The 19729-nt window shown below is 65.3% G+C and carries 17 protein-coding genes; 6 read left to right on the forward strand and 11 right to left on the reverse strand.

Annotated elements, in window-relative coordinates; all coding sequences use genetic code 11:
* Positions 1–10: 10 nt before the first annotated feature.
* The 8 genes from ligD to lpdA all read right to left on the reverse strand — a co-directional run bounded on the left by ligD (position 11) and on the right by lpdA (position 12533).
* Entirely contained in the window at positions 11–982 is a 972-nt protein-coding gene (gene ligD / locus R2770_08260; GenBank protein MEZ5280454.1) for a non-homologous end-joining DNA ligase, read from the reverse strand.
* Positions 979–1806 (reverse strand): hypothetical protein, encoded by an 828-nt coding sequence (locus R2770_08265; protein ID MEZ5280455.1) that lies wholly within the window; start codon positions 1804–1806, stop codon positions 979–981. Before R2770_08265 ends, ligD begins: the two co-directional genes overlap by 4 nt.
* A 22-nt stretch (positions 1807–1828) precedes the next feature.
* The gene (locus R2770_08270) at positions 1829–2962 is read right to left on the reverse strand and encodes a Xaa-Pro peptidase family protein (protein ID MEZ5280456.1); all 1134 of its coding nucleotides are present in this window, start codon (positions 2960–2962) and stop codon (positions 1829–1831) included.
* A gap of 31 nt (positions 2963–2993) precedes the next feature.
* Positions 2994–3743 carry a hypothetical protein gene (locus tag R2770_08275; protein MEZ5280457.1) on the reverse strand — a complete coding sequence of 250 codons (750 nt, stop codon included), beginning with the start codon at positions 3741–3743 and terminating at the stop codon, positions 2994–2996.
* A gap of 315 nt (positions 3744–4058) precedes the next feature.
* Entirely contained in the window at positions 4059–7706 is a 3648-nt protein-coding gene (locus tag R2770_08280) for a Calx-beta domain-containing protein (GenBank protein MEZ5280458.1), read from the reverse strand.
* 209 nt (positions 7707–7915) lie between these two features.
* Positions 7916–9625, reverse strand: a complete 1710-nt coding sequence (gene lipA / locus R2770_08285) for a lipoyl synthase (protein ID MEZ5280459.1) — start codon at positions 9623–9625, stop codon at positions 7916–7918.
* Positions 9626–11059 carry a dihydrolipoamide acetyltransferase family protein gene (locus R2770_08290; GenBank protein ID MEZ5280460.1) on the reverse strand — a complete coding sequence of 478 codons (1434 nt, stop codon included), beginning with the start codon at positions 11057–11059 and terminating at the stop codon, positions 9626–9628. It abuts the gene before it with no gap.
* Positions 11060–11126: 67 nt separating this feature from the next.
* Positions 11127–12533 (reverse strand): dihydrolipoyl dehydrogenase, encoded by a 1407-nt coding sequence (gene lpdA / locus R2770_08295; GenBank protein MEZ5280461.1) that lies wholly within the window; start codon positions 12531–12533, stop codon positions 11127–11129.
* Positions 12534–12725: 192 nt separating this feature from the next.
* Here lpdA and R2770_08300 point away from each other — a divergent pair, with 192 nt between their 5' ends.
* Positions 12726–13034 carry a hypothetical protein gene (locus tag R2770_08300; protein ID MEZ5280462.1) on the forward strand — a complete coding sequence of 103 codons (309 nt, stop codon included), beginning with the start codon at positions 12726–12728 and terminating at the stop codon, positions 13032–13034.
* 63 nt (positions 13035–13097) lie between these two features.
* A complete protein-coding gene (locus R2770_08305) occupies positions 13098–13328 on the forward strand; it encodes a hypothetical protein (protein MEZ5280463.1) in 231 nt (76 codons plus the stop codon).
* A gap of 23 nt (positions 13329–13351) precedes the next feature.
* Here R2770_08305 and R2770_08310 read toward each other — a convergent pair whose 3' ends face one another.
* Positions 13352–13621, reverse strand: coding sequence for a hypothetical protein (locus R2770_08310; protein ID MEZ5280464.1), 270 nt, complete (start codon positions 13619–13621; stop codon positions 13352–13354).
* Positions 13622–13679: 58 nt separating this feature from the next.
* On the opposite strand from R2770_08310, the gene R2770_08315 reads away from it, so the two are divergent.
* The gene (locus tag R2770_08315) at positions 13680–14114 is read left to right on the forward strand and encodes an SRPBCC family protein (protein MEZ5280465.1); all 435 of its coding nucleotides are present in this window, start codon (positions 13680–13682) and stop codon (positions 14112–14114) included.
* On the opposite strand, the gene R2770_08320 is transcribed toward R2770_08315, so the two are convergent.
* A complete protein-coding gene (locus R2770_08320; GenBank protein MEZ5280466.1) occupies positions 14111–15115 on the reverse strand; it encodes a ribonuclease H in 1005 nt (334 codons plus the stop codon). The genes R2770_08315 and R2770_08320 overlap by 4 nt on opposite strands.
* 70 nt (positions 15116–15185) lie before the next feature.
* Between R2770_08320 and aceE the strand changes: the two genes are divergently transcribed.
* Genes aceE through R2770_08335 form a run of 3 tightly spaced genes read left to right on the forward strand, consistent with a single transcriptional unit; the run spans position 15186 to position 18957 of the window.
* The gene (gene aceE / locus R2770_08325) at positions 15186–17885 is read left to right on the forward strand and encodes a pyruvate dehydrogenase (acetyl-transferring), homodimeric type (protein MEZ5280467.1); all 2700 of its coding nucleotides are present in this window, start codon (positions 15186–15188) and stop codon (positions 17883–17885) included.
* Positions 17885–18472, forward strand: a complete 588-nt coding sequence (locus R2770_08330) for an HhH-GPD-type base excision DNA repair protein (GenBank protein ID MEZ5280468.1) — start codon at positions 17885–17887, stop codon at positions 18470–18472. The genes aceE and R2770_08330 overlap by 1 nt, the downstream gene beginning before the upstream one ends.
* A 35-nt stretch (positions 18473–18507) precedes the next feature.
* A complete protein-coding gene (locus R2770_08335; GenBank protein ID MEZ5280469.1) occupies positions 18508–18957 on the forward strand; it encodes a hypothetical protein in 450 nt (149 codons plus the stop codon).
* 13 nt (positions 18958–18970) lie between these two features.
* Here the strand turns inward: R2770_08335 and R2770_08340 are convergent, their stop codons facing one another.
* On the reverse strand, positions 18971–19723 hold the full coding sequence (locus R2770_08340; protein MEZ5280470.1) for an alpha/beta hydrolase: 753 nt from the start codon (positions 19721–19723) through the stop codon (positions 18971–18973).
* Between the last annotated feature and the right edge of the window lie 6 nt (positions 19724–19729).

Genomic DNA, 19729 nt, shown 5'->3' on the forward strand with positions numbered 1-19729 from the left:
TCGAGCGGGTTCAGTCGAGCCTCTCGCGACGCCCGGTCGACGGCATGTCGACCTCGTTGGCCCGTCGGTCGTGGCGTATCCCGCAAAAGGAAGGGTGCCTCAGCACGGGCCCGCGCGTCCACTCCCCATAGGCGACTTCCACGACGAGCTCGGGCTTGGTCCAGCGGGCCCGGGGCCGCTGTGGACCCAGCTCGCACGGGTCGTCTGGACGTTCGATCGGCTCGAGAGAGTTCCGCAAGAGCTCGAGTACCTGGTCGTCGAACCCTGTTCCCACCGACCCGACGTAGCGAAGATGCCCGCCGTCGTAGGCGGCCAGCAGCAGGGCTCCCAGGGTGTGCTGGCGTCTCCCGGAGCCCTCGGTCCACCCAACCACCACAAACTCGTCTCGGGCCACCAGCTTGATCTTGCGCCACGCCGACGAGCGGGCGCCCGGTCGATAGGCCGAGTCGCGGCGCTTGGCGACCACCCCTTCCAGCGACAGACGGCGGGCCGCATCCAGAACCGTGGCGCCGTCGGACTCGAACGCCGGCGGCACACGCCATCGAGGACCATCCAGTTCGGCAGATTCCAGCAGCCGTCGGCGCTGATGCCAGGGAAGCTCCCTCAGGTCGTGGCCGTCGAACTCCAGCAGATCGAACGGGAAGAACGACACCGGCACCGATTCGAGCAACCTGGTGTCGAGCGCCGCAGCGGCGACGTTCATGCGGCGCTGCAGGAGAGCAAAGTCGGGTCGGCCGGCGTCGTCGAGGGCAACCACCTCGCCATCGACCACGGTGTCCAGCGGCAAGAGCTGAGCGAACTCGAGCAACTCTGGAAACGAAGCCGCGACGTTGCGTCCGGTTCGGGTCAACAGGTCGACCCCGTTGGCGTGGCGACGAACCAGACAGCGCATGCCGTCCCACTTGAACTCGTACGCCCAGCCGTCGTCGTCGACCGGAAGCTCGCCGGCCGTCGCCAACATCGGCGTCAGGTCGGAGATCACCCGACCAACACGGCCCTGGCCACCAGATCGGTGCCGAACGCGGTGAGAATCGCCAGATACAACAGGCCCGTGGCCGCCATCACCGCCGAATACGAGCGCTCGCGCAAGGCCGCCACCGTCACCCCCACCAGCACGATCGTGCTCACCGCCGACACACCCCAGAACCAGCCGAGAATCCCCTGGTAGCCATCGTCGATGGCTCCGGTCCACACCGAGACCATGCCGGTAGGCACGAGCAACAAGACGACCTCTGGAAACCACGTCCAGCCCACATAACGCACCAGCTCGAGCAACGACGCCCTCTTCAACCCTGGCTGGACGAGATACCAGTGGCCCAGCAACATGGCGTCGGTAACGGCCCCGATGAACGCGGCTCCGGCCAGGTTGCGCGCCACGGCGAGGACCGTGTTGGTTTCGGCTTCGAACCCCGCCGCCACCAGGCCCACCACACCCAGCACCGGAGCGATCAGATCGAGCCGCGGATCGAACTCTGGCAACGAATCGTCGCGCGACGCGGCGCTGCGCTCGATGCCGGTCATCGCCGCTACTCGTTCGGTGCGCCGGTCGTGCTCGGCCTTGTGCCCCGACACCCCCGCGCGCCGGCGCACGATGGACGAAGCCAGCGCTATGGCACCCGCCACCACAACCGCTGCGGCCGAAACCTCCCGTACCGGAATCGAACCCCACCTCAGACCCGCTATCAGCCCGAGCCCGGCGATGATTATGTAGGTGCCTCTCATCAGCCAGCCATAACCCAGGCTGACCTCTCGCCGTCTGGTGGTCACCCACAAGAAGAACAAGCCACCCGTTGCCCATTGGAGCATGAAGGTTGCTGCCACGAGGCGGTCAGCCCCCGACGATCACTAGAGAGTGATCGGCCTGGTTGAGCTGGTCTGGCCCACGGTCGCCGGCCACGACGATGTCTTCCAGGCGCGCTCCGTGACGACCAGGAACGTAGATTCCCGGCTCGACCGAGAACGCATTGCCCGCTACCAGCGGAGCATCGTTGCCCTCGACGATGTAGGGGTCCTCGTGCTCTTCCATGCCGATACCGTGACCGGTTCGGTGGATGAAGTACTGCCCGTAGCCGGCCTCGGCGATGATTCGGCGAGCCTCTCGATCGACGTCTTGGCAGGTGACGTCGGCACCCGAGCCGGCGATGCCGACCGCGGCCCGCTGAGCCTCGTGTAGCACCGAGTACAGGTCGGCCATCTCGCTGGACGGCTCACCGATCGACACACACCTGGTGATGTCGGAGCAATAGCCGGCCAGCGTTCCGCCGATGTCGAACAGCACACAGTCTCGCTCTGAGATCACCGTCGAACCGGCGTGGTGGTGCGGAGAAGCAGCGTTGGGGCCGGCGGCCACGATGGCGAAGTTCACTACGTCGTGGCCCTCGGCGATGAGCCTGGCCGAAACGTCTGCCGAAACCTCGGCCTCGGTGCGCCCGACCAACGCCACGTCACCGGCCTGGATCTGAGCTATCACCCGGTCGGCGGCCTCAGCTGCGGTTCGAAGCGCGTCGATCTCGGCCGCGTCCTTGACCGAGCGCAGCGGCGACATCACCGGCGCCGACCGCATCAACTCGACCGAGGGGCGGTGGTTGACGAGGTCGACTACGAAACGAGCCCAGGTGGTGTCACCCATGGCGATCTTGCCGGCGTTGCCGAGCCGCTTGGAGACCAAGGTGATCGGGTCTTCGGTTTCGCCCCAACCCACGACCTCGAACACCTCAGGTCGCTGTTCGACGCGAGCAACCTCGAGTTCGGGGATCACCAAGGTCGGATGACCGCTGCGGTCGACCACCAGCATGGTCAGCCGCTCGAGCGGCATGGCCTCGTACCCGATCAGATAGGGCAGGTCGGCGCCTACCGACACGCACAGAGCGTCGCAGCCGAGCCTGTCGAGCTGGGCGCGCGCCCGCTCTATGCGGGAGGCAAACACGCGGTCGTCGGGTGAGGGGCGATGTTGGGTTGGCACCAGACAATTTGAGCCGCGCCGAGCGGCCCGGTCAAACGGGTCCGAGGCCCACCATGGCATTGCGCCGCAGGCGGCGCCTGATAAGCACCGCGCCGATCATGAGCACATTGAGAGCTATCAGGATCACCCACACGAGGCCGGTGGCCGAGCCGCCGGCGTCGACCGGCAGGACAGGACCCGACCCGCGGTCGTCGACGGCGCCGCCGGCAGCCGTCGAGCTCTGGTCGTCATCGTCAGATGACTGCTCGACCGAGGTGCTGGTGCTGGCCTGGGTGGTCGTCGTCGCTTCGGCCGAATCGGTGTCGGTGGTGCCTTCGCCCGAGATGTCGCTGGTGTTCTCGGTTGTGCCGGCTCCGACCGAGGTGGCCGTGGTCGACGTAGTGCTGTCGACGGGCACCGTCGCTTCGACGATCGTCGTGGTGGAAGTGACCGGCTCCTGAACGGTGGTCGTGGTGATGGCCGGGCGACGCTGCGTGGTGGTGGTGCGCTCTGGACGAGTGGTGGTGGTTGTCGTCGACGTGGTCGACGTGGTCGACGTGGTCGATGACGTCGTCGAACTGGTGGTGGTGGTCGGCTTCTCGGTCGTGGTGGTCGTAGTTGACGTAGTAGTGGTCGTGGTGGTCGTCGTCGGGCACGGGATCAATACCAGAGGATCGTTGGGATCCTGGCACAGCTCCTGGGCGCCGGCGGTCGAAGAGGCCGCAATTACAAGCAACGAGAAGGCGAACACGAGGAGCGACGCGATGCCGATAGCGGGTGTTGCCTTTCGCCTACGTGCCATCACTTCCCTCACCAACTCTCACCCACCGCGTCCGGACCGATACCCAAAACGCTGGAAAATCGTTCTCTACACCCCATCGCAACGGGCATTTCACGGACCGTGGCGATGCTATTCCATGCCAACTTGTGATGACACACGGCTACTTCGATTTCACGAAATTGACACGTTCCGGCGACTCGCGACCACCCTGAGTGCTCGGATCGCTGCCTGCCGGATCCATCCACGCCACCCATCAGTTGTCTAACGCCGTTCGGCCACGCCGATTTCACACAACTGAGATTACACTCTGCGTAGCAGTCGCGCCACTTTCAGTGGTCACCCGGCAAGGGCGGTCACACCACCGGTTCCCGTTCCGCCAAATCCACCGACGAACGGGGCATCGCCGAAGGTGAACACGCCACCGTCCTCTGCCACGATCCAGTAACCGTTACCCGACGGCGTCGCTACGATTCCCACGATCGGCGCCGCCAGATCTACCGGGCCGAGAACTCCGGGGACCGAGCCCAGGAACGGCGCGTCACCGAATGCGAACACGCCGCCATCGGCGGCGACCAGCCAGTATCCCTTGCCCGAAGCGGTAGCGGCCATGCCGACGATGTCGGCGGCCAGGTCTTCGTAGCGGACGTACTCGGGCAGCGAACCGTGGAAACCGGCGCCTGGCCCGTATGCGAACACACCACCATCGGCAGCGACGAACCAGTAGCCGTTGCCACCCGGCGCGACGTCCATCGCCTTGACCGGAAGGTCGAGCACGATGTTGCCGGTCGAACCGTAGAACGGTGATTTGAAGGCGAAGATGCCGCCGTCGCGCCCGAGCAGGTAGTAGCCCTCGCCATCGGGAAGACTCGAGATACCAACGATTGGGTGGGCAGGCTCGATACCCAGGTCGACGAGGTCGCCGTGATCGTCGGCCCAACCGAACGGGGTGACGCGACCGTTGGCTTCAACCGTCCAGTAACCCTGCTTGTCGAGACGGCCGGCCAATCCTGTGACCGGAGCCGAGGGGTTCACATTGTCGCCGAAGTCGGTGACGCCAAAGGCTGTGACGTTGCCATCCTCATCGACGATCCAGTAGCCGCGCTGCAGCGGCCTGGTGCCTGACTCGTTGGCACAGTCATAGTGCAGGACCTCGACCTCGGCGACATCGAAGTCGCCTACACCAGGAATCGACACGATGACACTGTCGACGGTGCGACCGGTCTTGGGGTGCACCAACAGCGAATCGGACACGAAACACTCGGCCTCGCTGGTGAGAATCAAGGTGTCGGCGCCGGATCCGCCGAGAACGATGAGGGCTGGCGACAGCACCTTGGGCCTGAAGCCGGCGATGACATCGATGGACATCACGTCGTCGCCCGCTTCGCCGTAAACGTTGAGCCTTTCAGAGCCACGGAAGCCCACGGTCTCGCCTGGGGTGCGCACCGACGTCGGGCGGATCTCGATCTCGTCGTCGGCTTGTGTGCCGTAAACGTTCAAGACGTCGTCACCGATCTCGCCCGAATCATTGATCTCGAGTGGGCCGCTCAACTGACCGAAGTACACGTTGATCGTGTCGCCGGATTCGGCAGGGTCGATGATCAGACCCTCGGGAGCCGAGAAATCGACGCGGAGAATGTCAGATCCGGGGGTGAGCCTGCGGAGGAAGCGGTCGGTCTCGATGATCTCGAAGCTCGAGTGGTTGACCGGCTGGCGACCGGTGGCGCTGATGACAGAGCCGCTGTTGGTGACGCCCTCGAGGCCCGTCGTGTCGTACTTGAGGCGGTCGGCCGAACCAGCTCCGCCATTCAGCTCCATGGCAGCACGTTCGCTGGCCTGCACGGTGACCGTGTCATTGCCACCCAGGCCGCTGAAGACGATGGTCTCGACCGACTCGTGTTCGTCGGCGTCGTCGGTGCCTTCGGGCGGCGAAGCCTGATCGTTCGCCGTGTCGATCGAGATCGATCCATCCGTGATGAAGACCGTGTCGGCGCCGGTTGCTGCCGGGTCAGAGCCAGGGGCGGTGCCTTCGTAGATGACGGTGTCGTTTCCGTCGCCGCCCACGGTGTCGTCGTTCTCGCCGGGCCCCGGCGTGATCTCGTCGTCGCCGTCGCCACCGAGCAGGAGGTCCTTGCCCTCTCCGCCAACCAGGATGTCGTTGCCGCCACCGGCGAGGATGAAGTCATCGCCGCCCCGCCCGTCGATGATGTCGTCGCCCTCGGATCCGCACAGAACATCGCTATCGGGCGTGCCCCGCAGCTCGACTCCGGGGGTCGCAACGGCATCGCAGCCGCGAGGAATGCCGACGAACACGACGACCGTGGCACTCGCCGTGACATCGCTCGTGTCGGCAAGCGTGTAGACGAAGGTGTCTTCACCGATGAACCCGTCGACCGGCGTGAACAAGCATCCGGTACCGCTGGTGCAGTCGACCTCGTTGCCTGCGGGCGTCGTGAGGGTGGCCGTGACCACTCTGAGAGTGTCGCCGTCTTGGTCGATGTCGTTGTCGAGGACGGGAAGAACTGTGGGATCGACGCGTGACAACAGTGGGAAGAGGTCGTCGACGCCCTGTGGCGCAGAGTTCTCGTCGGTGATGTTGATACGAACCGTTCCCGACGCGCTGGACACGCCGTCGGTTATCTCGTATCCGAAGAACACCGCACCCGCGTAGTTGGTGGGCGGGGTGTAGGTGAACGTTCCATTGGCGAGATCGATGTTGGAGAGCACACCACCCGGAGTCGGTGTACCGAACGCAACGACGTCGAGGTCGACACCAGGGGCGGTGGGACCGGTGTCGTTGTCGAGCACGCTGAACGGAGAGTCGAACACCGTGTCTTCACGCGAGGTGTAGACGTCGGTGAAGGCTCGCAACACGAGGTCGTTGTCGACGATCTTGATGATCAAGGTGTCGCCGGGCAGCTGGACGTTGAAGGTTTCCTCGTCGGGTTCGAGGAAGTCGAGGTCGTCGATGATCGGGATATTGATGGTCTTGCTGGTCTCGCCCTGGTTGAAGGTGACAGTTCCGGACGTACTCGTGTAGTCGCTGCCCGCGGTGGCGGTCACATCGGTGGTCGAGTAGGGCGCGGAAATCGTTCCGTCCGAACCGCCGACACGGTTGAACGTCACCGACACCGAACCGGCTCCCTCGTTGACGGTCTTTTCGACCGCCGTCGCGAACTCGACGGTGCCCGCCTGGTCGTCGTCGTTGATCGTCAGCGTGTGCGTTCCGCTGCCCGAGGCCCCGCCCGTGGTCGACGTGATCGACAGCTGAACCGTTTCGGGAGACTCGACGATGTTGTCACCCCTGACGGTCACACCGACGTTCTGGGCCGCGGACTGGCCGTCGGCCCACGACAACACGGTGTTGACGTTGGCGTAGTCGGCGCCGGTAGCGGTGCCACCAGTGGATTGAACGCGCGCGGTGACCGCACCCTCTGACCCACCCGTACGGGTCACAGCCACCTGGGCAACCACGTCGGTATCGGCCTCGTTCACCGACCCGTTGGCGGCCGCAAACACGATGGCGCCGGCATCGCCGTCGTCGGTGATGCCCAGCTGATTCGTGGCCTGGCCGAGGGTGTAGGCGTCGCCCGGGCTGGTGATGTTCTGTGGGTTCTGGAGCTGGATGGTGAAGGTCTCGGTGCCGCCCTCGCCGATCAGGTCGTCGTTGATCGACACCGCCATAGAGGCAGTCGCGGCACCGGCGGGGAATGTGATGGTGCCGCTGGCCGTGCCGGTGGCGATGGTGAAGTCGGACGAGTTGGCGCCGCTGACCACGTAGTCGACGGTGACCTCGTCGGTCGTGTCGGTGCGGCTGAGCCCGATCGAGATCGAACCGACGTCTTCGGCGACGTTGGTAGAAGGCGAATCGAACGAGATAGACCCGGTGGCGGCCGCGGCGGGAGAAACCGGGGCGATCGCGCCTGCGAGCACCAACAACGCGACGAACGATCTGCGTACCCCAATTCGATACTTCCGCACCGTCATCTCCTCTCCACCTGCTCCCGGATGCCCGATCATCACCTGGATCGAGCGAGTGACGACCACTCTATGTCGTGTGCGTACGTCTGTCGACCACTCTGTGCGTTCGACGGCCCTTTAGATCCTGCACGCTAGTCGGCGCCAGAGCGGGATCGCCATCGCCCACTGAACAACTGGCAGCGTGGTGACCGATTACACAGCGCAACCGCTGGGCGTCAGGCGGAGACCGAGCGCGCAGCCGAGCCGGCGTGATAACTCGAGCGTGTCAGCGGGCTGGCCTCGACGTGGCCAATGCCCAGCTTCGCCCCGAGCTCGCGATAGAGCTGGAACTCGGCGGGCTCGACCCAGCGGTGCACCGGAAGGTGGTTGGTCGTAGGCCTCAGGTATTGGCCGATGGTGACGATGTCGCATCCGATGGCGGCCAGATCGGCCAGGGCCGATTCGACCTCCTGGGTGCTCTCGCCCATGCCGACGATGAGACCCGACTTTGTGACCAGCCCGGCGCTCTTGGCACGGGCCAAAACCCCCAGGCTTCTGGCATAGCCGGCCGATGGCCGTACCGCCCTCTGCAGCCGGGCGACGGTCTCGAGGTTGTGGTTCATCACGTCGGGACGGGCCTCGAAGATCACGTCCAGAGCCTCGGCGTCACCCCTGCAATCGCTGATGAGCACTTCCACGGCAGCGCTGGGAACCTTCTGGCGGATCGCCTCTATGGAGCGGGCAAAACCAGACGCACCGCCGTCGGCCAGGTCGTCGCGGGCCACGGCGGTTATCACCACGTGGCCCAGCCCCATCGCAGCCACGGCCTCAGCGACCCGACGGGGCTCGTCCTCGTCGAGGGGTTCCGGGCGCCTGGTGTCGACATGGCAGAACCCACAAGCGCGGGTGCAGCGCTCTCCGTTGATGAGGAACGTCGCCGTGCCCTCACCCCAGCATTCGAAGATGTTGGGACACGAGGCTTCTTCACACACCGTGCTGAGCTCGAACGACCGCATCGTGCGCTTGAGGTCTCGGTACTGTGCGCCCATGTTTGCCCTGGCCTTCAGCCAGTCGGGCTTGCGGGTGTCGATGGCCAGACCGCCCTCGACGCCGGCTTGGGCCAAACGTTTCGACATGCGACCGCCTGGACCGCGCTTGCCGATCGTCAGCCCCTCGACCTGTGTCGCAGAGCCAGCGGGTTGCATGTGCCGGTCGGGCGAGACCAACTGGCCTGCCCCGAGACCTCTGGTGAACGGAGCTATGTCCGATGTGGCCACCCGCTCGGTGACCGCAGCCCGGTCGACACCGTCGACACCCCATATCCGTTGCGATATGTCGAACACCACCTCGACCACGTCAGCCATGTCGACATGGCAGCCCTCGGCGGCCAACGATGTGACGCCGAATTCTTCGATGCCGCACGGAACGATGTGGTCGAACATCGACAGATCGGGGTCGACGTTCAGGGCGAAGCCGTGCATTGACCGGCCCCTCGACAATCTCACGCCGATGGCAGCGATCTTGCGAGGCTGGTGGCCCTGGGGCTCGACCCACACTCCGGGATAACGCTCGACTCGCCCGACATCGGCTAGTCCCAGTTCGTTGAGTGTGTCGATGATCAACTGCTCGACGCTACGGACATAGACGACGGTGTCTGCCATCCCGCCGCCACGCCTACCGGGCACCGTCAGTATCGGATAGCCAACCAGTTGTCCCGGACCGTGATAGGTGACGTCGCCTCCGCGGCTGGCGCGGTGCATCTCGGCACCGACCGCGGCAGGGTCGACCAAGACATGCGCCGGGTCGCCAGAGGCACCGAGCGTGTAGACGGGAGGGTGTTCGAGCAGCAGCAGGTGGTCGGCCGTGCCGCGATAGAGCGCGTCCTGGAGGTCGAGGGCTTCGAGGTAGCCAACCCGGCCCAACCAACGCTGCCTGAGAACGCCCATCTACAGCTCGGTCGCCCAGTCACGGGTTTCGAGTGTTTGCTTGACCTGCCGCAAGAACCCGGCGGCGTAGCTGCCGTCGAAGGCGCGGTGGTCCCACGACATGGCGAGGTGGCCCACGGAGTGGATGGCTATCGACTCGGACCCGAACCGGTCGCTGACGACCACGGGGCGGCGGGCGATGCCGTCGGTGGACAGCACTGCGACCTGTGGCTGGTTGATGATGGCCGCTGTGGTGTAAGTGCCGAACGAGCCGTTGTTCGAAAGAGTGAAGGTGCCGCCGGTGATGTCGTCGACGCCGAGCGCCTTGGAGCGGGCGCGATCGGCGAGGTCGTTGATCGAGCGGGCGATCGCCTTGAGGCGCATGCCATCGGCGTTGCGGATCACCGGAACGATCAAGCCCTCCCCTTCGAGGTCGACGGCGATGCCGATGTTGACGTCGCGGTGAACCCGAAGGCCCTCTCCCTCGACCGACGCGTTCATATACGGCCAGTCGCCCAGAGCATCGACAACCGCACGAACGATGAACGGCAGGAAGGTGAGGCTGAAGCCCTCGGCCTCCTTGAAGGCAGCCTTGTGGACCGACCGGACCTGGCTGACGCCCTCGTAGTCGACCTCCATCACCGTCAGGGCGTGGGGGGCGATGGCCTTCGAATGAACCATGTGTTCGCCGGTGCGGCGCCTGATGTTGTTGAACGCCACGAACTCGCTGCGCGTTCCGACGGCCGTCGACTGCGCAGGAGCAGGCGCAGGTGCAGGCTGCGGCTGGGGCGCAGGTGCCGGTGCAGGCTGCGGCTGGGCCGCGGGCTGGGGTGCTGGGGCGGGCTGGGGTGCCGGGGCGGGCTGGGGTGCCGGGGCGGGCTGGGCCTCGCGGGCCGACGATGCGCCGGCGTCTATGGCGTCGAGCACGTCCTTGCGCGTAATTCGCCCGCCAACGCCGGTGCCCTGGATGGCCGCCGCATCGAGGTTGTTCTCACGGATGAGCCTGCGGACCACGGGCGAGAGGAGCCGATTGTCGTCGTCATCGGACGCAGCCGACGGCTGGGCGGCGGGGGCAGGAGCTGCCGGTGCCGCCGGCTGGGGCTGGGGGGCCGGCTCGGGCGCCGGTTGCGAAGCGGGCTCTGGATCTGGCTGCTGAGCGGGCTCGGGTTCGGGCTCGGGCTCGACCGAGGCCGACTCGGGTGCGGCCGCAGGTTGCGCTGCGCCATCGCCGATGACGGCAAGCACGGCGCCGACCTCGACGGTCTCGCCCTCGGGACCGAGAATCTCGGTCAGGACACCGGCCGCAGGCGAGGGAACCTCGGAGTCCACCTTGTCTGTCGACACCTCGAACAAGACCTCATCGACGGCGACCGAATCACCGATCTGCTTGAACCAACGGGTGATTGTTCCTTCGGTGACGGTTTCACCAAGCTGGGGCATCTCGACGTTTGCCATGGTGCTGATTCCTGAGCTTCCTGCGCGTGGGTGGTCTGAATTTTTTGCTAGTTGCTACGAGATCGTGTCAGCCATGGAGGCTGCGGCCGGTCATTGCCAGAACGCTCTCGCCGAACAGTTCGGACATGGTCGGGTGGGGCTGGATGAATTGGGCGACCTCGTCGACAGTGGCTTCCCAGTTGACCGCCAGGTAGCCCTGACCGAGTTGCTCGGTGACCCACGGCCCCATCATGTGGACACCCAGAATGCGGCCACCGGTGCCGTCGGATGACTTCTCGGCGATGATCTTGACCATGCCATCGGTCTCGTTGACGATCATGGCTCGACCATTACCCGTGAACCGGTGTTTGGAAACCAGCACGTCGTATCCCGCCGACCGGGCCTGTTCTTCGGTCATACCTGCGAACGCGACCTCGGGGTGGCAATAGATCGCCCAGGGAACCTTGCCGTAGTCGATGGGCATCGGGTCTTCACCGAGGATGTCCTGGACCACCATGATGGCCTCCGCGAACCCCACGTGAGCCAATGCCGGCGTAGCGATGAGATCCCCCAGCGCGTAGACGCCCGGCTCGCCGGTGCGGCACAACTCGTCGACCTTTATGAACCCGCGCTCGTCGACCTCGACCGCTGTGTCGGCAAGACCCAACAGGTCGGCGTAGGGACGTCGGCCGATCGACACCACCACAGCCTCGACCTCGAGGTCGTCGGCGCCATCGATGTGAACAACGGTGCCGGTGTCTGTCGGTGTGTGCCCGGTGACCTTGACACCCGTCTTGACCTCGATGCCGCGCTTGGCGAACGAGCGGCTCAGCAGCTTGGAGATGTCGGTATCGACGCCTGGCACGATCTGATCGAGCCCCTCGAGGATGGTGACGTCGGCGCCGAGGTCGGCCATCATCGACGCGAACTCACATCCGATCGCCCCACCGCCGATGACAACAGCCGTCGCCGGAATCTTTGGCATGGAGAGGACCTCGTCCGAAGTCATCACGCGGGTTCCGTCGACTTCGAACCCTGGCAGGGTTCTGGGCACCGACCCGGCGCACAGCAACACCCGCTCGCCCGTGATGGTGGTGGTGGAACCGTCGGAACCCTCAACCAAGACCGTTCGCCCCGCCCCCAGCTTGCCCGTGCCCTCGAACACCACAGCCTTGCGACGCTTGAGCAGACCCTCGACCCCAGCGGTGAGCTGGTCGATGATGGCCTGCTTGCGGGTCTGGGTGACCGAGAAGTCGAGCCCGTTCTCAGACGCCAGCACGCCGAACTCGTGGGCCTCGCGCACGGTGCGAGCGACCGCGGCCGTCTCGAGCAGTTCCTTGGCCGGGATACAGCCGCGGTGCAAGCAGGTTCCGCCGACCTTGTCTCGCTCGACCAGGGCCACCGACAGCCCGGCCGACCCTGCGTAGAGAGCGGCCGCGTAACCAGCGGGACCGCCGCCGATGACGACTATGTCGAAGTTTTGTTCTGTTGCCATGGAATGGGCCACCTCGATCGCGGGTTCACGGTTGCATCGGACAGACGGTCGAATCCGAGGTTAGAGGGCGATGACCACCTGGATGGCGAACGCCACGAGAATGACCAGTCCGGTGATGAGCGACGTGATGATGAGAGCTCGGGTACTCACTCTTGCAACGGTAACGGCACACGTGCCCGAAAGGAGATGAAGATGAGAAAGGCGGTCGCGGGGTTTGCCCTGGCGGCTGTTCTGGGAGCTGCGTGCGGTTCGGGTTCGTCGAGTGATTCGGCGGGCACGACCAGCGGCGATGACCCGACCACCACGTCCGCTGCGGTCTCGACCACCCAACCGGGAGCGCCGACAACCGGCGGCTCGGCCGAGGGTGCGGGCACCGCCAGCGAGGCCGAGACCAGACCTGCGGTTCTGGCCCTGGCCCGCGAGACCCTCGACGGATCGACCCTGGATGTCGACCAGTTCGTAGGCCGCGACGTGTTGATCTGGTTCTGGGCACCCTGGTGAACGGTTTGCCAACGAGAAGCCGGTGCGGTCGCATCGGCGAAGGCTGAATACGGCGACGACATCGTGATCGTCGGGGTCCCGGGCAGGGACGGCACCGACGCCATGATGGACTTCGTCGAACAACGAGGGGTTGCGACGATTCCTCACGTACCCGACGGATCTGGAGACCTGTGGCGCGACTATGGCGTCAGGGGCCAGCCGGCCTGGGTCATAGTGCCCGCCGACGGCAGCGACCCGAGCCTGGTGTTCGGCGAGCTGGGCGAAGAGCAATTCGCCAACTACGTGGCTAGCTGAATCGCCCGCAGGCTCGCCAGAACCTATTTGTTCTTGGATCGGCGCCGGCCGACCACGAGCCGTCCGACCGTGGAAAGGACGGCACCGGCCAGCGCCGACCCAAGGACGATCAACCACATCGGGAGATTCCACTTGAACGACAGCCATTCGACGTCTTGGCCGTCTGGGTTCTGGACTATGAACAACGCCAGCGCTATCCCAAGCAGGGCGATCAGCACCAGGTTGATCTTCTGACGCGTCGACAGCCCCCCGTCGCCTTGCGGTTCTTCGACTGGTTCGAACTCGTGGGTCATGACCGGAGCGTAGTGGACACCTGTCAGCTTGGGCCGAGCCGCCGATAGGTTCACTGCCATGGGTGAACGACAAGTTTCGGTTGAACGAGTCATCGCGGCTTCCGCGGCCGAGATTTTCGACATCTTGCGAACGCCGGCCCGCCACAGCGACTTCGATGGGTCCGGCACGGTGCAATCGTCACGTGGGCCCGAGACCAAGCTCGAGATGGGCTCGACGTTCAGCATGAGCATGAAGATGGGCGTTCCCTACTTCATCAAGAGCAAGGTCGTCGAGTTCGAACAGGACCGGCTGATCGCCTGGGCCCACTTCGGCAAGCATCGCTGGCGCTACGAACTAGAACCCGTCGACGGAGGCACTTTGGTGCGCGAGACCTTCGACTGGTCCACGGCCATGTGGCCCAAGGGGATCGAGCTTCTTGGCTACCCCGAGAAGCACCCCGCGAACATGGAAGCAACGCTCGAGCGCCTCGCGGCGCTGGTCGAGTCTGCCTAGCCGTCTGTCGGGGGCTCGATCACCCACACGCCGCCTTCGAAGGCGCGGTCGAACCGATCGTGTGCGCGACCCAGAATCGGGTCGTGACGGTTCCAGATCATGATCGCTTCGGTGCCATTTCGGGCGAGCCACTCGTCGCGTTTGCGCATTGCGGCCGCGAAGGCATCCTTGCCCACGGGTACGTCGCCGACGATCTCGACCCTTGCCGCCGATTCGAGCAACTGACCAAAGCGTCGGCGGGTCGCCGGCGGCCATCTCTCGTCGATTCCTTCGAAAGCGATCACGGCGGTGTATGGCACGTTTGCCATCAGCGCGGCCTCGGCCGCAAGCATCTCTGCCCCCAGCCCCAGGCCGGTGGCGACGCTGACCTGGGGATCGACCTGCTTTTTTGCTCTGAGGATCTCGGCCAACTGACGCCGCAGCGAATCGGCCACCGGGTTGGCCAGGTCCCAGCCACCCAGCTCGGTCGGGCGATGGCCCGTGACCACCACCACGGGCCCGTCGCCGATCTCGGGCTGGACATGGGCATCGTCTGCTGCCCCGCTCAGAACCGACTCGTCGAAGCGCACACCAGACCGGCCCCTCTGGTGCGCGGAGGCATCGGTTGCCAGCCTGTCGGCCGCCTCGTTCATGCGGTCGCCGTTGTGTCCCTTGACCCAGACGAACTTGACGTCGCCGCGACGGTTGACCAGGTCGATGAAGGGTTCCCACAGGTCGCGGTTGGCGACTGGCTGGCGGTTGGAGTTCTTCCACCCCCGCTTCAGCCAACCCTCCCACCAGCGCTGAACGAAGCAGTTGACGACATAGGTCGAGTCGCTGACGATCTCCAGTGGGCCAGACACCCGCCGCACCGCCTCGAACGCAGCCGTGATCTCCATTCGCTGGTTGGTGGTCATCGCCTCGGCGCCGCTGGCCCAGGGCCCGTCGTCGACGACGAACGCCCAACCACCCGGACCGGGGTTGCCCGAACACGCTCCGTCTGTGTAGGCCCTGGTCGTCACGAAAGCATCCTGCCAGTTTCTGCAAGCGAATGCCGAGGCGAAGTGCGCCTGCGCTGGCACCATTGACCTCATGTACGAGGGTTTCTCCCAGCAACTTCCCGACATCGACCCCCTTGAGACCGACGAGTGGGAGCAATCCTTCTCCGCAGTGGTCGAAGAACACGGCCGCAATAGAGCTTCGTTCATACTGCGGCGCCTGCTCGACAAGGCCTCTCACCTGGGCGTCGACTTCCCGGCCACCATCAACACCCCGTACATCAACACCATCCCACCCGAACTCGAACCGTGGTTCCCTGGCGACGAGCCGCTCGAGAAGCGCATCCGCTCGCTGATTCGCTGGAACGCGGTGGCCATGGTCACCACCGCCAACAAGCACGCCGACGGCATCGGTGGCCACCTGTCGACCTTCGCCTCGTCGGCGTCGCTGTACGACGTGGGGTTCAACCACTTCTTCCGCGGCAAGGAAGACGGCCACCCCGGCGATCACATCTACATCCAGGGACACGCCGCGCCGGGTATCTACGCCAGGGCCTTCCTCGAGGGTCGTCTCAGCGAGGAAGACCTCGACCACTTCAGGCGCGAGATCGGCCGCACCGGCCTGTCGAGCTACCCCCACCCGCGGCTGATGCCCGAGTTCTGGGAATACCCCACCGTCTCGATGGGCCTCGGCCCCATCAACGCGATCTACCAGGCCAGGTTCAACCGCTACCTCCACCACCGCCGCATAGACGACACCTCAGAGTCTCGCGTATGGGCGTTCCTGGGCGATGGTGAGGTCGACGAACCAGAGACGCTGGGGGCCCTGTCGCTGGCCGCACGCGAACGGCTCGACAACCTCGTGTTCGTCATCAACTGCAACCTGCAACGCCTCGATGGCCCTGTGCGCGGCAACGGCAAGATCATCCAGGAACTCGAGGCCGTGTTCCGGGGCGCAGGCTGGAATGTCGTAAAGCTCATCCACGGCACCGGCTGGGACGAACTGTTCGCCCGCGACGTCGACGGGGTCCTCGTCAACAAGATGAACTCGACAGTCGATGGCGAGTTCCAGCGCTACTCGGTCGAGTCGGGCGCGTACATCCGCGAGCACTTCTTCGGGCCCGACCCGCGCCTGCGCAAGATGGTCGAGCACCTGAGCGACGACGACCTTCGGTTGTTGCCCCGCGGCGGTCACGACTATCGCAAGCTCTACGCGGCGTACAAGGCCGCCGTCGATCACGTCGGTTCGCCGACCGTCATCCTGGCCAAGACGGTAAAGGGCTGGACACTGGGGCCCGACCTCGAAGGCCGCAACGCCACCCACCAGATCAAGAAGCTCAACCGTGATCAGCTCGAGATCATCCGCCAGCGGCTGAACGTCGTTGACCTGGTGCCAGAAGACTTCGACGAGTACGACCCGCCATATTGCATGCCGCCCGAGGATTCGCCCGAGATCCAGTATCTGAAGGCCAGACGCAAGGCCCTCGACGGCCCGCTTCCGAGCCGCGACGGGCACTGGCGCAGGCGGGCTCTGCCGCTGCCGTCCGACGGCCCATTCGACGAGATGGCAGCGGGCAGCGGCAAGATGGAGGTCTCGACCACCATGGCCTTCACCCGCCTGCTTCGCGCCCTGCTGCGCGAGAACGGGTTCGGTGAGCGCGTGGTGCCGATCATCCCCGACGAGGCCCGCACCTTCGGCATGGACTCACTGTTCCGCGAAGTCGGCATCTACGCATCCCAGGGGCAGAAGTACGAGCCGGTCGATCACGACCTGCTGTTGTCGTACACCGAGAAGCGCACCGGCCAGATCCTCGAAGAGGGCATCACCGAAGCAGGCTCGATGGCGTCGTTCACCGCTGCCGCCACGTCGTACGCCACCCGAGGCGTACCGATGGTGCCCTTCTACATCTTCTATTCGATGTTCGGTTTCCAGCGCGTCGGCGACCTGATCTGGGCCGCGGCAGACAGCCGAGCCCGCGGGTTCCTGATCGGCGCCACGGCCGGCCGCACCACTCTGCACGGCGAGGGCCTGCAGCACCAGGACGGCCACAGTCTGCTGTTGGCGTCGACCGTGCCGCCGTGCCAGGCATATGACCCGGCGTTCGCCTACGAACTGGGCGCAATCGTCAAGGACGGGCTGCGGCGCATGTACGAGGCCAACGAGGACGTCTTCTACTACGTCACCGCCTACAACGAGAACTACCTGCAACCTCCGGCGCCCGAGGGTCTAGACGTCGACGGGCTCTTGAGGGGCATGTACCGCTTCGCCGCCGCACCCGACGGACGCGAAGCCGAAGCGACCATCGTGTTCTCGGGTTCGTCGCATTCGGCCGCCCGCGAGGCTGGCGAGATATTGCTCGAGCGCTACGGAATTGCCGTCGACCTCTACAGCGCCACCTCGTACAAGGCGCTTCGCGAGGACGCCATCTCGGCCGAGCGGCACAATCGCCTCCACCCCCACGCCGAGCCGCGGACCCCATATGTCACGCAGCTGTTGTCCTCGGGCAGCGGGCCCGTCGTAGCCGTTTCGGACTTCATGCGGTCGGTTCCAGAGCAGGTTTCGAGGTGGAGCCCACGCGACTGGACGACCCTGGGGACCGACGGTTTCGGCCGTTCCGACACCCGCGAGGCGCTCCGTCGCCACTTCGAGATCGACACGCCCCATGTGGTCGTGGCGGTGCTCGATCGGCTGGCGGCAACCGGCCGCGTCGACAAGGGCACGGTTGCCCAGGCGATCGAGGAGTACGGGCTCGACCCCGACCTCGCCGACCCGTGGAGCTACCTGGCCCACTGATGACGCCGCTGAAGGTCACGGGCGACGACGACGCCGACGCCCTGCTGAACCAGAACCCGCTGGCACTCATGATCGGCATGTTGCTGGACCAACAGATTGCTATCGAGCTGGCCTTCAAGGGCCCCTACCGGCTGGCACAACGCTTGGACGAATCGCACGGCTTGGCCCTGGACGCGTCGGCCATAGCGGGTCTGGACGTCGACTCTGTGGTCGAGTTGTTCGCGGCAAAGCCGGCATTGCACCGGTTCCCGGCCTCGATGGCCAAGCGGACACACGAGCTGTGCCGTCATCTGGTCGACAGCCACGAAGGCGACCCGACGACGATCTGGCGCCAGGCAGGCAACGGTGCCGAACTGGCGCGCACACTGCGGGCTCTGCCCGGGTTCGGGGCCGAAAAGACCCGGATCTTCATAGCCCTGTTGGCCAAGCGGTTCGGAGTGACCCCCGAGGGCTGGCAGCAGGCTGCCGGGGCCTTCAGCGACGATCTCGCCAGGTCTGTGGCCGACGTCGACGACCCCGCGGTGCTGGCCGAGATCAGGTCGTACAGGGCCGAACTGAAGAAGGCCGGAAAACCCAAAGACGGTTGAGGCCGAATGCGACGGGCGCAGATAGCGTGGCCACCATGATTCTGGCAGCCCCGGGCGATACCCCCTACAACGTCATGCTCCTCCTGCACATCCTGGCGCTGATCGTCGGGTTCTCCCCGGCCTTCGTGCACCCCATCCTCTCCAGGCAGATGGCCGACAGCAGCGACCGCTCGGCCCTGCTGAGGTTCATGGCTGCCAACAGCATGCGCATCTACTCGAGCGGAATCATCGTCGCCGGCCTCATCGGATTTGGCATAGCGGGAATGTCAGACGAGGCCTACAAGATGTCGCAGGCCTGGCTCGCAATCGCCTTCGTCGTGTGGGTAGCCATCCTCGGCGTAATGCACGCCATGGTCATCCCCGGCGAGAAGGCGATGGCGAACGGCGACCGCGCCGCCGAGAGCAAGGCGACCCTTGGCGTCACGATCATCACGGTTCTGATGATCGTCGAGCTCTACCTGATGATCTTCAAGCCCGGGCTCTGACCCCGCCGGCCGGCTAATCGCTCTGGCGGTCGAGCCAGCCGAACAGCAGTGCAACACAGCGAGGGTCGTGGCGAACCCGATGGTCGCCACCGTCGAGGATTCGCAGATGCGCTGCGCCGTGGGCGTCGGCCAGCACCCTGGCATCACCGGCGGGCACCTGCCTGTCTGCGGCCCCGTGGATGACCATCAGTTCGCGGCCGGCCAGCTTGGACACATGATCGATCGGTCGGAACGTCTTCAGTTCGGCCGACCAGTCCTGCAGAGACTCGGGATAGCCGTCCTCGTCGACCACCTTCACCCGGCGACAATGGTCGAGAAACGCTTGCGGTTGGGCCGCCCAATCGTCGAAGTCGGCCCGTGCAGCAATTGCACTGACCGCACCGACCGCAGGGTTCAGCGCCGCCGCCACAATCGCGAGGCTGCCGCCCGTCGTTGAGCCGATCAGGCAAACCCGCTTTGCATTCTCGCCGATGGTTGCAACCGCACGGTCGACATCGGAAATCCAGCCTCGCGCCGAGAACTGTCCTTCCGAATCGCCACAACCGCGGAGGCTGACCGCCAGCGCGGCCCAGCCCAATTCGTCACTGATGCGCTCGGCCAACAGGTGGTACGACTGGCTCGGCTTACCCGGCCGGGCGATGGACGGGAACCCGTGAACCAACACCACCCCCGGCACCGAAGACCCGGCGCCCTTGGGCATGGTCAAGTACGCCTCGAGCGTAGGGCCGCCCTGCTCGATGGTGATCTCGCTGGATTCGAACGCCACCCGGGT

Source organism: Acidimicrobiales bacterium, assembly GCA_041394185.1.
Taxonomy (GTDB): domain Bacteria; phylum Actinomycetota; class Acidimicrobiia; order Acidimicrobiales; family Poriferisodalaceae; genus JAAETH01.